The organism is Streptomyces sp. NPDC028907, assembly GCF_055564995.1.
On sequence record NZ_JBVHVE010000011.1, the window covers coordinates 167,755 to 181,194 of the forward strand.

The following is a 13,440-nucleotide window of genomic DNA, read 5'->3' on the forward strand; positions in this document are numbered from 1 at the left end:
CGAGTAATCAGTTCCTGTGAGAACCGGCGCCGCGTTCTCACGCGCCACCCAGCCACCGGCCGGGGCCGGTCAACCGGGCGTCAGCACACGGGCGATGAGCAGCGCCACGTCGTCGGCGTTCTCGGGCCGGTGCAAAGTGCGCAGCAGAAGGTCGCAGACCTCCTCCAGCGGGCGGTCGGGGCCGTCGAGGAGTTCGAGCAGCGCGGCCAGGCGTTCGTCGAGCGGGTGCTGGCGGGTCTCGACGAGTCCGTCGGTGTAGAAGACGAGGCGGTCACCGGGTTCGAGGTCGATCGCCGTCGTGGAGAACGGGACTCCGCCGACGCCCAGCGGTACCCCGGTGGGCAGTTCGAGCAGCTCCGGGGAATGGCCCGGGCGCAGGCGGACGGGCGGCAGGTGTCCGGCGTTGGCGAGCCGGCACTGGCGCAGCCGAGGGTCGTGGATGGCGTAGACGCAGGTGGCGATGGAGTGGTCGAGGCCCTGGGTGATCTTGTCGAGGTGCTCCAGGAGCCGGGCCGGTTCGAGGTCGAGGGAGGCCAGCGTGTGCGTCGCCGTGCGCAGCCGGCCCATGGTCGTGGCGGCGTCGATGCCGCTGCCCATCACATCGCCGACGACCAGCGCGGTCTTGCCGTCCTCCAACGGGATCACGTCGAACCAGTCGCCGCCGACCTCTGCGCTGGCGCCCGCGGGCTGGTAGCGGGAGGCGACCTCCAGGCCGCCGGTCACCGCCGGATGGCTGGGCAGCAGGCTGCGCTGGAGGGTGAGGGCGGTGTCGCGGGCGTTCTGGTACCAGCGGGCATTGTCGATCTGCACGGCCGCGCGGGCCGCCAGTTCACGGGCGAGCAGCAGGTCGTCCTCACTGAACGGCAGCGGATTGCGGGTGCGTTTGAGGTCGAGGGCGCCGAGCACCTCGCCGCGCGCGATCAGCGGCACGGCCAGGTAGGAGTGCACGCCCGCGCGGCCCAGCTGGACGGCGGCCTCGGGGGAGCGGGCGATGCGCGGCAGGTCCTTCTCCTCGACGTGCGTCACCATCACCGGACCGGCGGTGCGCACGCACTCGGTGACCAGGCGGTCCGGGCCGTAACGGGCGACCTGTCCCGGTTGGTCGGCGGCGTCGAGGGCCTCCGTGTCGTGTGCCGCACGGACGGCCAGGGCGCGGATCACCGCCGATTCCGCGGGTCCGAGGCTGCTGCGTCTGCCGTCCACCACGGCTTCCAGCAGATCCACGGCCGCCACGTCGGCGAGCTCCGGCACGGCCACGTCGGCCAGCTCGCGCGCCGTGCGGTCCAACTCCAGGGTGGTGCCGATCCGGGCGGAGGCGTCGGCGATGAGCGCCAGGCGCCGGCGGGCCGTCTCGGCCTCCACGGCGGCCTGATGCTGCTCGGTGATGTCGACGGCCATGCCGGCGACGCCGAGGACCGTGCCGGCCGTGTCCTCCAGCCGGTAGAGCGAGATGGACCAGAAGTGCTCCCGGTCCGGATCGGCCGGCGTGCGGCCCGTGATGCGCTGGTTGATGAGCGGCTCACCGGTCCGCAGCACCTCGCGCAGGGCCGCTTCGACGACGTCGACGTCGACGTCCGGCAGCAGCTCACGCGGCGTACGGCCGAGATGGTCCTCGGCGGAGATCCCGTTGAGCTGCGACAGCGCCTCGTTGACCGAGACGTACCGCAGTTCGGTGTCCAGCACGGCCAGGCCGATCGGCGCCTGCGCGATCGTCCGCGTCGACAGCGCCACGTCCCGCTCCACCTGGCGGACCGTCGCCTGGTCGGCGCACAGGCCCAGCGCGTACACGTCCCCCTCGTCGTCGAGCAGCCGCATGTTGCGGAACTCCACCAGCCGGGTGCCGCCGTCCTTGCGTCGGATCGGGAAGGCCCCGGCCCAGCCCTCGCCGGTCTCCATGACGTCGGCGAAGAGCTTGACGACCAGGTCCAGGTACTGCTCGTGGACCATGATCCGGGCCGCGTACTCGCCCAGCGCCTCCTGCGCCGAGTAGCCGAACAGCTCCTCCGCCTGGGGGCTCCACAGCACGATGCGCCCCTCGGTGTCCAGCACCACCGAGGCCACGCCCAGGACGTCGAGCAGCCCGCTCGGCCCTACCGGCCCGCGCACGGGCTCGTCGCCCTCGGCCACGGGAGGTTCGGCTGCAGACATCCCACGCACCGCCTTCGCCCAGTTTCGCGGCACGCCGTTCCCCCGTGCCGACTCCCCTTGTTCTACCGCGTTCAACCGTCTCCGGGCCCCCTCGGTCGTTCTCCTCCACCATCCCTCAACACGAGGGCGGGCGTACGGCGAAGTCATCACGGGGGCGGAGGACTGTGGCCGAACAGACAGCACACGTTTCTCCGCTTGGCCTGTACATGACCGCAGCAGCTCGCCAAACTGTCCGCCGACACGCACCCACCCCCCAAGGGAGTCGCTCCATGGCCCTGCGCGCCCGGCAACGTTGTCACGCCGCTGTCACCGGCCTCGTCGCCCTCGCCTCCGCCGCCGTGCTGTCCACCGCGACGCCCGCGCAGGCCGCCGACACCTGGACGGAGGTGGGTTCCGACCGCGCCGACCCGCTGACCGAGAGCCAGGGCCTGGCCTCGGTCGAGGTCCCGGCGAACAGCCCCAACCGGTACACGGGCATCGGCACCATCCCGGTCTCGGTCAGCAGCCGCGGCTGGAACCACGTGGGTGACCCCGACGCCTCCTACGACGGCTACTACGTCGAGCCGTACCAGGCGGACTCGGGCACCGCGAAGATGTTCCGGGTGCAGGCGCCGGACGGGACCTGGTCGGAGTATGTGCACACACTGGGTCCCGGGGAGGCCCTGAACAACTCCTTCGCCGCCGTCACGCCCGGCGGGCAGTGGATGGTCTCGGGCGAGTGGGGCACCATGACCCGGCTGCTGGTCCACCCGACACCCGGCGTCAACCCCGCCACCTCACCGTCGGCGAACCTTCCCTGGACCTCCAGCATCCGGCTGGACCACGCCGTACGCGACGTCCAGGGCTGCGACTTCCTCGACGCCACGACCCTGCTGTGCTCCTCCGACGACCCCGCCGGAACCCTCTTCGGCATGACCAAGCCACTGCTGCAGATCGACCTGTCCGCCGAGCCCGGCACCTCCGACGTGACCGGCCATGTCACGGCCCTGCGCCAGCTGCCGCTGCGCAGCTCCTGCTCGGGTGATTTCGAGACGGAGGGCATCGACTACGACCGCCGTACCGGCACGCTGCGCGTGATCGTCATCTCACCGGGCTTCTGTGTGCTGACGGACAGCAAGACCTACCGGTTCACGCGCGGCTGACGTCGCGGCGCCGCCGGTAGTGCTCGGCCGCGGGTGGTGCTTTTCTTGGGTTGGGGTCCGGTTCCGCGGGCTACCCGTGGTACCGCGGTGCGGCCACGAGAGGAGCGATCACGATGGACCGTGAACGAACGCACGAGGAACCCGTCTCCGTCGAGATCAGCGGATGCAACAAGGAAGACGCCCGGATCGTGTTCGACGCGCTGTGCGCGTGCTTCGAGTCCGACCGGGGCCCCGAGGACGTGCCGCAGCAGCTCCACGAGACACGCCCGATGGTGTGGCTCGGCACGTTCGAGGTCACCGACGCGCAGGAGTGCCCGCCTCCCGCCCGGCTGTCGTCGTCCGTCGAGGCCGACGCGCAGGGCGGCTACTGGGCCATCGAACGGCTCCGTACGACGCTGGACTCCCTGTTCACGGTGCACGACCTCGCCTCCGCCTCGGGCGACCAGGAGCGTGAGCTGCACGTGGTCCTGGAGAGTCGCCCCGGCCCGATGTGACTCGCCGTCGGTGGGGTGGGGCGCGGATGCGTGGCGGCTGCTCGCGCAGTTCCCCGCGCCCCTGAGGGACGTCACCTGCGCGCCCTTCAGGAGCGCGGGGAACTGCGCGAGCAACCACTCCCGACCCGCGGCCGCCCACGCACCCGAGGCGACAGTGGCCCGTGTCACCCTCCCTTGGTTGTGCAACTAGTTGCATAAAGGCTCTTCGGTCCTCTACAACTACGTCAGGACGACACCGCGCACGGAGGGCCCCGATGAGCCGTTACCCGCACCTGCTGAGCCCGCTGGACCTGGGCTTCACCACGTTGCCCAACCGCGTCCTGATGGGTTCCATGCACGTGGGCCTGGAGGAGGCAGAGCGAGGCTTCGAGCGCATGGCGGCCTTCTACGCGGAGCGCGCCCGCGGGGGAGTGGGCCTCATCGTCACCGGTGGCATCGCGCCCAATGACGAGGGGCGGCCCTACGAGGGCGGCGCCAAACTCACCACCGAGGCGGAGGCCGAGCAGCACCGGGTCATCACCGACGCCGTGCACCGCGAGGGCGGCCGGATCGCGATGCAGATCCTGCACTTCGGGCGGTACGCCTACCACCAGGACCTCGTCGCCCCGAGCCCGCTCCAGGCGCCGATCAGCCCCTTCCCGCCCCGCGAGCTCACCGACGCCGACGTCGAGCGGACCATCGACGACTACGCGCGTGCCGCACGCCTCGCCCGGCACGCAGGGTACGACGGCGTGGAGATCATGGGCTCCGAGGGCTACCTCATCAACGAGTTCATCGCCCAGCAGGCCAACCGGCGCACCGACCGCTGGGGCGGCTCGTACGAGAACCGCATGCGCTTCCCGGTCGAGATCGTGCGCCGGGTCCGTGAGGCCGTCGGCGAGGACTTCATCATCGTCTACCGGCTGTCCATGCTGGACCTCGTCCCGGGCGGCTCCACGCTCGACGAGGTGATCACGCTCGCCAAGGCCGTCGAGGCCGCCGGGGCGACGATCATCAACACCGGCATCGGCTGGCACGAGGCCCGCATCCCGACCATCGCCACGTCGGTTCCGCGCGGCGCCTACACCTGGGTCACCAAGCGGCTGATGGGCGAGGTGTCGGTCCCCCTCGTCACCACCAACCGCATCAACACCCCGGAACTCGCCGAGGAGTTGCTGGCGGACGGCTCCGCGGACATGGTGTCGATGGCCCGGCCGATGCTCGCCGACCCCGACTTCGTCGCCAAGGCCGCCGCCGGGAAGCCGGAGGCCATCAACACCTGCATCGGCTGCAACCAGGCCTGCCTCGACCACACCTTCAGCGGCAAGATCACGTCCTGCCTGGTCAACCCTCGTGCCTGCCACGAGACCGAGCTGACGCTGTCCCCGACCCGGCGGCGCAAGCGCGTCGCCGTCGTGGGTGCGGGACCGGCCGGACTGGCCTGTGCCGTGAGCGCCGCCGAACGCGGCCACGACGTCACGCTGTTCGACGCCGCGAGCGAGATCGGCGGCCAGCTGAACGTCGCCCGCAAGGTGCCCGGCAAGCAGGAGTTCGACGAGACCCTGCGCTACTTCCGCCACCAGCTGGACTGGCAGGGCGTGGACGTACGCCTGAACACCTGGGTGTCGGCCGCGGACCTCGCCGCTTACGACGAGGTCGTCGTCGCCACCGGCGTCACCCCGCGCACCCCCGACATACCCGGCATCGACCACCCGAGCGTCGTCGGCTACCTCGACGTCCTGCGCGACGGTGCCCCCGTCGGCGATCGCGTCGCCGTCCTGGGCGCCGGCGGCATCGGCTTCGACGTCGCCGAGTTCCTCACCGACGGCGGCGACAAGGCGAGCGAGAACCCGGCGACCTACTTCCGCCAGTGGGGCGTCGACATGGACTACAGGGGCCCCGGCGGCCTGGCCGCCCCCGAGCGCCCCGCCCCGCCGCGCACCGTCCACCTGCTCCAGCGCAAGTCCACCAAGGTCGGCGCCGGCCTCGGCAAGACCACCGGCTGGATCCACCGCACCGAGCTCAAGCACCGCGGCGTCACCATGGTCCCGGGCGTGCGCTACGACCGGATCGACGACGCCGGACTGCATGTCACCGTCGGCGAGGAGAGCACCGTCCTGCCGGTCGACACCATCGTGCTGTGCACCGGGCAGGAGCCGCGCCGCGACCTGTACGAGGCGCTGCTCGCCGCGGGCCACAGCGCACACCTCATCGGCGGTGCCGACGTGGCCGCCGAACTGGACGCCAAGCGTGCCATCAAGCAGGGCACGGAGCTGGCGGCGAGCCTTTAGGGGCGCCCGGACGCGTCCCTAGGATGAGCTCATGTCACTCCCGCACGCGATCCTCACCGCCCTGGTCGAAAAGCCGTCCTCGGGGCTGGAGCTGACCCGTCGCTTCGACAAGTCGATCGGGTACTTCTGGTCGGCGACGCATCAGCAGATCTATCGCGAGCTGGGAAAACTGGAGGCCGAGGGGTTCATCCGCACCCTGCCGAGCCGGCAGCCGGCCCGCGGGCAGAAGAAGAGTTACGAGGTCCTGCCCGCGGGCCGCGCCGAACTGGCCCGCTGGACCGCCGCGTCCCAGGACCCGAAGCCCCACCGCGACCCGCTGCTGCTGCGGATGCGCGCCGCGGCCGTGGTGGGGACCGACGGCATCGAGGCCGATCTCCGTCGCCATCTCGACCTCCACCGACGGCAGTTGGCCGAGTACGAGGAGATCGAGCGGCGCGACTTCCCGCCCGGCAAGGACAGTTCCCAGGACCGCTTGCGCCACCTGGTGCTGCGGGCCGGCATCGATCTGGAGACCTTCTGGACGCAGTGGCTCACGCGCGCGCTGGAGGAGTTCGCGGAACTGCCGGGACACGAGACGGCGTGAGCCGAGGGGGCTGCGGAGCGAGATGACTCCGAGAAGCCCTCAGAGCCGGTACGGCTTCGACTTGCGGCGCAGGAACCAGGCGGTGGCCGCGACCCCGGCGCCCACCAGGACACCACCGCCCACCAGCGTGAGCGTGCCGTAGTCCTTCGTGCCTCCGCCCATGCCGCCCATGACACCGCGCGACGGCGAGGCCGTGGTGGAGATCGTGCGGGTGGGGGAGGGGCCCGAGACGATGACCGACTGGGTTCCCGCCGTCGTCCCGTTGGAGCACTGGACGATGACGGTGTACGTGCCCGGGCTCACGCCGGACCAGGCCGCCGACTGAAGGGCGTCCGTCCCCGACAGGGAGACCTGGCGGCCCTGGGCGAAGTTCGCCTGGCGGCTGTTGAGCAGGGAAGCGGTGCCCCAGCTGCCGTTGACGTTGCTGCACGCCCTGGTCGTGACGGACACCGTGGACCCGGTGGTGCTCACGGAGATCCCCGAGACCGCCGCGGCCGAACCCGCGGCCACGACGAAGGGAAGAGAGGCGGCTGCCACGGTCAGGCCCGAGCGGAGGAATAGCGATGAATTGCGCATGGAATGCCCTCCGGCGGCACGGTTGGCGGTACGTCCGTTGCGCCGCCGAGGGTCGGGAACGCCCGTGCTGCCTCAGGGGCAGCCAACGCGCCCAGGGGTCGGCCCGCATGCGGACCGGACCCGGTCAGGTGACGCGTTGCTGCATCCGGGGGACACCGGACCGCTCGTCAGCGCCGCGCGCCGGTCGTCACCGTCCGCTCCGCCGAGAAGCCGCCCCAGGTGCCGTCCGGTAGCCTGCCCCGGATCCGGACCCGGTGGTCGACCCCGGAGTCCGGGCCCAGGTAGAAGTTGTACGTGGCCCGGCCGCGCGGCGCGGTTCCGCCGTACACCAGCGAGGTGGCCCTGCGGCCGTCGAGGCGGACCTCGTACTCCGTGACGACGCCGTCCGTGCGCGGCGGCACCCAGCTCAGGTCGAGGTGGTACGCCCCGTCCGCCCGACGGGTCGTCGCCTGGAAGTCGGTCGGCGCGGTGCCGTGGCCGTCGTCGGTGCCGGGCGTGGTGATGCGGACGGCCGCAGTGGCGGGGGAGACGTTGTCGGCAGCGTCCCGGGCCCGGACGGTGAACGAGTAGCGCGTGCCCGGACGGAGTCCGGTGACGACGGCCGCCGTCTGGTTGCCGCCCACACTGTGGATCTTCGTGTCGCCCTGATGGATGTCGTACGACACCACGTCCCGGTCGTCCGTGGCCTTCGACCACGACAGCTGAACCGCCCGGCTGCCCACCGCGCGGCCGGTGGCCTTCCCCGGGCGCGTCGGGGACGAGCGGTCGGCGGCCACCGCCGCCGGGGTCGTGGCCCGGATCTGCCGGCTCGGCGGCCCGAGACGCCCGTCCTTGTCACGGGCCCGCACGGTGAACGCATAGGTGGTGGAGGGCTTCAGCATGGTGACATCCACCATGTGCGCGGCACCCGGCACTTCCTTGACCTTTGTGGGGCCCCGATACACCTCGTAGACATGGACGCCTCGGTCCGTGGCGACAGCGTTCCACATGACGTGCACGCTGGTCGCACTGCCCGCCTCGGCCGTGACCCCCGTGGGCGCCCCGGGCGGTCGGCCGCCGTCCCCGTCCGGCGTGCCCCATGTGCAGGACGAGAGCAGGGCGAGTGCTGCGCAGAGGGCGGAAACGAGTACGAGAACGCGTCGCACGACTCTGCCTCCCTGGGGGCGGCCTCGCGGCAATGGTCCGGACCAATATGGCCCGGCCGGCGCGATCACATCAAGAGGACGGTCGTTGGTGAGCTGTCCTGAGCGTTACGTATGCTGAAGCTCCTCACGGCTGAACTCTCCATGAGGTCCGGGGAGTTCATGCCGCGTGCGCGGGCCCGCTGTCGTCGCTGAACCCGCGCCGGACGCGGGTGGCCGGGGGAGTCGGGACCGTCACGGACCCAGACCCCCGGCCCCTGACGGAAGTTCGGGGACCTCGCGTGTCGCCCGGGTGCACACCGTAGCGGCCCACTGATGGCAACATGATCGGAATGACACCAGTTTGGGCTGATTTTCGACAGTGTCCCGATCGGTGTCCGTCAGTGTCCCCGCCGAGAGGGTTCCTTAACGTGCGTTTCCAGTCGCTGACGTTGGTCGCGGCGGGCGCCGCTCTGCTCGCCCCGACGACGCCCACCGCACCACCCCCGTCACCCGCGGCGGACGAAGGGCCCGAGGTGCGGCGCGAGGCCGACGTCGGCGTCAGCGCCGCGGACCTGCTGTGGAAGGTGCGCGACTGCGCGCCGGTTTCGCGGGGCCGCTATCGAAGCGACGGCCGAGCGCCCGCGAAGATCCCGATCTGTGGGGCGCGGGGAGCGGTGTTCTGGAAGGCGGACATGGACATCGACTGCGACGGACGGCCCTCCGACCACTGCAACCGCCGTACGGATCCCTACTTCTCCCCCGTGACGGCCTATCAGCAGTCCGACGGTCGCCACTTGAACGCCGAACGTCTCCCGTACATCGTCGTACCCACCCCGAGCGGCCTCTGGGACCACGACGCCGACGGCGTGCACGGCGGCGCGGTCGCGGCCGTCGTCCACCGGGGCCGGGTGCGGTACGCGGTCGTCGGTGACGTCGGCCCGCACGACATCATCGGCGAGGCGTCGTACGCCACCGCCAAAGCCCTTGGCATTCCGCCCGATCCACGCAGCGGCGGCACGGCCTCAGGCGTCACCTACATCGTCTTCAGGGACTCGCGAGTGACGCCCATCGAGGACGCGGCGGCCGCCACGAGGGTCGGGGAGCGGCTGGCCAGAGAGTTCGTGGACGGGGACCTGTACGACAAGTCACACGAGTCATACGGCAAGCGGCGCGACCAGTCGTACGGCCGGTAGGGGGGTCGTCAGACCGCCGACCAGCCGTCGTCGACCGGCAGGACCACGCCGTTGATGTTGCTCGCCGCGTCCGAGGCGAGGAACACGATCGCGGCCGCCTGCTCCTCCGGCCGGGCCACCCGGCCGAGGTTGACGAAGTGCGGGCCGAGAGCGGCCGGTCCGTGCGCGTCCGGCGCCGTGTCCACCACGATGCCGGTCTGAGTGCCGCCCGGGGCTATGGCGTTCGCGCGGATTCCCTGCTTGCGGTACATCACCGCCAGCGACTTGGTCAGCCCCACCACGCCGTGCTTGGACGCCGTGTACGCGGCGCCCGCCGCGCTGCCGCGCAGGCCGGCCTCGGACGCCGTGTTCACGATGGCGCCCCGGCCCGCCTGGAGCATGTGCGGCAGCACCGCCCGGGTGAGCAGGAACGGGGCGGTGAGGTTGACCCGGACGACCCGCTCCCACTCGGCGTCGGTGACGTCCGCCAGTGCCGACATGCGGTCCATGATCCCGGCGTTGTTGACCAGGACGTCCACACCGCCGAACCGCTCCACGGCGGTCTCGACCACCTGGTCGACGACGCCCTGCTCGCTCAGGTCGCCGACGACGGCCACCGCGTCGCCGCCGGTCTGCTCGATCTCCTTGACGACCGCCTGCGCGCCCTCGGCGTTCAGGTCCGCCGCCACCACCCGGGCGCCCGCCTCGGCGAAGGCCAGTGCCGCCGCGCGCCCGATGCCCGAGCCCGCTCCGGTGACGATGACGCCGCGTCCGTCCAGTCCGCCGCTCATGAAGTGCTCCGATCCGTGTGTCCGAGGGGCGGCGTGCCGAACGCGCCCGGGGATCACACCCTACGACTTAATGTCTCTGAGTGACATAAAGTCTGGGGGTGATGTCGGGGAGAATTCCGGGAGAGCGATCAGCGCCGTCCGGAGGAGAACATGAGCGCAGCCCGTGGACGTACGAGCCGACCTGAGAACCGGGCCGCGAACCGACCCACGGGACGCCCGCCCCTGACCGAGGAGCGCAAGGCCGAGATCCGCCTGGAGATCGCGCGCGCCGCGGTGGAACTGTTCGTCACCCAGGGGGTGGCGGCGACCACGGGCGAGCAGATCGGAGCGGCCCTCGGGGTCTCCTCGCGGACTGTTTGGCGCTACTTCCCGAGCAAGGAGAGCTGTGTGCGACCGCTGTTCTCGGCGGGCATCGACCTGGTCGCCGACTCACTGCGGCGCTGGGGTCCCGGGCAGCCCTTCGACGAGATCCTCGACACGGAACTCACCGACGAGGACGGCCTGCTCCCCGGACCCGACCGCGCGACCGTCGGCGCGCTGGTACGGCTGACCCGCACCGAGCCCGGCCTGCGCGCGATCTGGCTCCAGACCTATGACGAGGCCGAACCGGCGTTCGCCCGCGCCCTCGCCGAACGGGCCGGACTCCCCGCCGACGACCTGCGTCCCGCGATCCAGGCGGCGATGTTCAACGCGGCCCTGCGCGCGGCGGTCGAGCACTACGCCTGGCACACCGCCGACGCGCACCCCGACCGGACGACCGCACAGACGGAGCTGACGGAGACGCTGCGCGTGGCGCTGAGGGTCGCGGCGGAGGGGGTGGGGTAGAGGAAGGCCGGCTCTTGCGTACGGCGGCTGCCGATGGCCCGATGGCCCGATGGCCCGATGGCCCGATGGCCCGATGGCCGGATGACTGATGGCAGGCTGTCGGCAGCCGCGGGCGGTTCACGCCTTCCGGTACGCGTACGCCTCCGTGGCCGCGGCCTCGACCGCCGCCAGGTCGGCGCCTGTTGCCGCCGTCACGACCGCGGCGACGGCCCCCTCGACGAACGGGGCGTCCACCAGGCGTGTGTCGTCCGGGAGTTCGTCGCCCTCGGCGAGCAGGGCCTTCACGGTGAGGACCGCGCTGCCCAGGTCGGTGAGGACCGCGACCCCGGCGCCGCGGTCCACTGCGGCCGCCGCCGCGGCGATCAGCTCGGCGCTGGTGCCGAGCTCACCGCCCTCGGTGCCGCCCGCCGGGGCCACCGGCACCGCCGTTCCGCCGCCCGCGAGCCCCCGCGCCAGCTCGGCCACCGAAGCGGCGACCTGCGCGCTGTGCGAGACGAGCACGATCCCGACGACACGCCCACCCTCCTGCTCGTCACTCACCGTCAGCCTCCGCCAGCCCCGCGATCAGCAGCGCCGAGGACGTGGCGCCGGGGTCCTGGTGCCCGATGCTGCGCTCCCCGAGATAGCTCGCCCGCCCCTTGCGGGCCTGCAGCGGAGTCGTCGCCAGGGCGCCCTCCTCGGCGGCAGCCCGGGCCGCGGTGAAGCCGTCGACGAGCGCGTCCACGGCCGGCACGAGCGCGTCGATCATGGTCTTGTCGCCGGGCGCCGCGCCCCCGAGCGTCATGACCGCGTCCACCCCCGCGCGCAGTGCCTGAGCGAACTGGTCCTCACTCACCTCGCCCGCTTCCCCGAGGGCCTTGCCGGTCTGGCGCAGCAGGGTCCCGTACAGCGGGCCCGACGCTCCGCCGACCGTGGAGATGAGCTGCCGCCCGGCGAGCGTGAGGACCGCACCGGGCGTCTGGGGGGCCTCCTTCTCCAGCGCCGCGGTCACGGCGTTGAAGCCGCGCTGGAGGTTGCTGCCGTGGTCGGCGTCCCCGATGGGCGAGTCGAGAGCGGTGAGCCGTTCCGCCTCACGGTCGACGGAGGCGGCGGTCGCCGTCATCCAACGGCGGAAGAAATCGGCGTCGAGCACTGGATCTCCTTGCGTGGCAGGTGCGGTGCGGGCGTCCGGCTCCGGGTGCGCGGACCTTGATCGCAGACCCTGGATCACATACCCCACCGCAACCCCGGTGTCTTCACCGGCGCGTTCCACAGCCGCAGCAGTTCCTCGTCGACCTGGCACAGGGTGACGGAGGCGCCGGCCATGTCGAGCGAGGTGACGTAGTTGCCGACAAGGGTGTGGGCGACGGCCACACCGCGCTCGGCGAGCACCCGCTGGACCTCGGCGTTGAAGCCGTACAGCTCCAACAGGGGTGTCCCGCCCATGCCGTTGACCAGGACGAGCACGGGGTTGCGCGGGGTCATGTCCTCCAGGATGGCGCCCACGGCGAAGTCGGCGATCTCGCCCGAGGTCATCATCGCGCGCCGCTCCCGGCCCGGCTCGCCGTGGATGCCGATGCCCAACTCCAGCTCTCCGGGCGGCAGATCGAAGGTGGGGCTGCCCTTGGCCGGGGTGGTGCAGGCGCTGAGGGCGATGCCGAAGCTTCGGGAGTTCTCGTTGACCTGCCGTCCGATCGCCTCCACGCGCTCCAGCGGCTGTCCCTCGTCCGCCGCCGCCCCGGCGATCTTCTCCACGAACAACGTCGCGCCCGTGCCGCGCCGCCCGGCCGTGTAGAGGCTGTCGGTGACCGCCACGTCATCGTTGACCAGCACCTTCGCGACCTGGATGCCCTCGTCCTCGGCGAGTTCGGCCGCCATGTCGAAATTGAGGACGTCACCCGTGTAGTTCTTAACGATGAACAGCACACCCGCTCCGCTGTCCACGGCCGCCGCGGCCCGCACCATCTGGTCGGGCACCGGCGACGTGAAAACCTCGCCCGGACAGGCCGCCGACAGCATGCCCGGACCCACGAATCCACCGTGCAACGGCTCGTGCCCCGACCCGCCACCGGAGATCAGTCCGACCTTTCCGGCCACGGGGGCGTCCCGCCGCACGATCACCCGCTTGTCCACATCGACGATCAGCTCGGGATGGGCGGCCGCCATCCCGCGCAGCGCGTCCGCGACCACGGTCTCCGCGACATTGATCAACATCTTCATGTCTACCTCCTACTGAGGGTAGTAGGTGCAATGGCCTGTGTCTTTGCCGGTGGGGTCACCTCGGTGGTGGGTCGGTGAGAAGGCCCCTCTTGGCAGTATCGACCTTGCCGATGCGA

General features: G+C 71.5%; 13 protein-coding genes. 6 read left to right on the top strand and 7 right to left on the bottom strand.

The features are described 5' to 3' along the window. Positions 1 to 69: 69 nt before the first annotated feature. Positions 70 to 2,148, bottom strand: coding sequence for a SpoIIE family protein phosphatase (locus tag ACZ4UU_RS30805; RefSeq protein ID WP_471906653.1), 2,079 nt, complete (start codon positions 2,146 to 2,148; stop codon positions 70 to 72). 269 nt (positions 2,149 to 2,417) lie between these two features. Between ACZ4UU_RS30805 and ACZ4UU_RS30810 the strand changes: the two genes are divergently transcribed. The 4 genes from ACZ4UU_RS30810 to ACZ4UU_RS30825 all read left to right on the top strand — a co-directional run bounded on the left by ACZ4UU_RS30810 (position 2,418) and on the right by ACZ4UU_RS30825 (position 6,637). Then, positions 2,418 to 3,290 (top strand): hypothetical protein, encoded by an 873-nt coding sequence (locus ACZ4UU_RS30810; RefSeq protein ID WP_471906654.1) that lies wholly within the window; start codon positions 2,418 to 2,420, stop codon positions 3,288 to 3,290. A gap of 113 nt (positions 3,291 to 3,403) precedes the next feature. After that, positions 3,404 to 3,784: a hypothetical protein gene (locus ACZ4UU_RS30815; RefSeq protein ID WP_217205908.1), complete on the top strand. Its 381-nt coding sequence runs from the start codon at positions 3,404 to 3,406 to the stop codon at positions 3,782 to 3,784. Between the two features lie 254 nt (positions 3,785 to 4,038). Then, on the top strand, positions 4,039 to 6,054 hold the full coding sequence (locus ACZ4UU_RS30820) for an NADPH-dependent 2,4-dienoyl-CoA reductase (protein ID WP_471906655.1): 2,016 nt from the start codon (positions 4,039 to 4,041) through the stop codon (positions 6,052 to 6,054). A 31-nt stretch (positions 6,055 to 6,085) separates the two neighbouring features. After that, positions 6,086 to 6,637 (top strand): PadR family transcriptional regulator, encoded by a 552-nt coding sequence (locus ACZ4UU_RS30825; protein ID WP_471906656.1) that lies wholly within the window; start codon positions 6,086 to 6,088, stop codon positions 6,635 to 6,637. Between the two features lie 39 nt (positions 6,638 to 6,676). Here the strand turns inward: ACZ4UU_RS30825 and ACZ4UU_RS30830 are convergent, their stop codons facing one another. After that, complete coding sequence (locus ACZ4UU_RS30830; RefSeq protein WP_471906657.1) at positions 6,677 to 7,213, bottom strand: hypothetical protein; 537 nt, start codon at positions 7,211 to 7,213, stop codon at positions 6,677 to 6,679. A 167-nt stretch (positions 7,214 to 7,380) separates the two neighbouring features. Continuing rightward, positions 7,381 to 8,358 (bottom strand): fibronectin type III domain-containing protein, encoded by a 978-nt coding sequence (locus ACZ4UU_RS30835; RefSeq protein ID WP_471906658.1) that lies wholly within the window; start codon positions 8,356 to 8,358, stop codon positions 7,381 to 7,383. A 407-nt stretch (positions 8,359 to 8,765) separates the two neighbouring features. On the opposite strand from ACZ4UU_RS30835, the gene ACZ4UU_RS30840 reads away from it, so the two are divergent. Beyond that, the gene (locus ACZ4UU_RS30840; protein WP_471906659.1) at positions 8,766 to 9,530 is read left to right on the top strand and encodes a glycoside hydrolase family 75 protein; all 765 of its coding nucleotides are present in this window, start codon (positions 8,766 to 8,768) and stop codon (positions 9,528 to 9,530) included. 8 nt (positions 9,531 to 9,538) lie between these two features. On the opposite strand, the gene ACZ4UU_RS30845 is transcribed toward ACZ4UU_RS30840, so the two are convergent. Then, complete coding sequence (locus ACZ4UU_RS30845; protein WP_471906660.1) at positions 9,539 to 10,300, bottom strand: SDR family NAD(P)-dependent oxidoreductase; 762 nt, start codon at positions 10,298 to 10,300, stop codon at positions 9,539 to 9,541. A 150-nt stretch (positions 10,301 to 10,450) separates the two neighbouring features. Here ACZ4UU_RS30845 and ACZ4UU_RS30850 point away from each other — a divergent pair, with 150 nt between their 5' ends. Next, positions 10,451 to 11,125 carry a TetR/AcrR family transcriptional regulator gene (locus ACZ4UU_RS30850; RefSeq protein WP_471906661.1) on the top strand — a complete coding sequence of 225 codons (675 nt, stop codon included), beginning with the start codon at positions 10,451 to 10,453 and terminating at the stop codon, positions 11,123 to 11,125. A gap of 117 nt (positions 11,126 to 11,242) precedes the next feature. On the opposite strand, the gene ACZ4UU_RS30855 is transcribed toward ACZ4UU_RS30850, so the two are convergent. The 3 genes from ACZ4UU_RS30855 to dhaK all read right to left on the bottom strand — a co-directional run bounded on the left by ACZ4UU_RS30855 (position 11,243) and on the right by dhaK (position 13,324). Beyond that, the gene (locus ACZ4UU_RS30855; RefSeq protein WP_471906662.1) at positions 11,243 to 11,665 is read right to left on the bottom strand and encodes a PTS-dependent dihydroxyacetone kinase phosphotransferase subunit DhaM; all 423 of its coding nucleotides are present in this window, start codon (positions 11,663 to 11,665) and stop codon (positions 11,243 to 11,245) included. Further along, a complete protein-coding gene (gene dhaL, locus ACZ4UU_RS30860; protein WP_471906663.1) occupies positions 11,658 to 12,257 on the bottom strand; it encodes a dihydroxyacetone kinase subunit DhaL in 600 nt (199 codons plus the stop codon). The genes ACZ4UU_RS30855 and dhaL overlap by 8 nt, the downstream gene beginning before the upstream one ends. Before the next feature lie 74 nt (positions 12,258 to 12,331). Then, a complete protein-coding gene (dhaK, locus tag ACZ4UU_RS30865) occupies positions 12,332 to 13,324 on the bottom strand; it encodes a dihydroxyacetone kinase subunit DhaK (RefSeq protein ID WP_471906664.1) in 993 nt (330 codons plus the stop codon). Positions 13,325 to 13,440 lie beyond the last annotated feature (116 nt).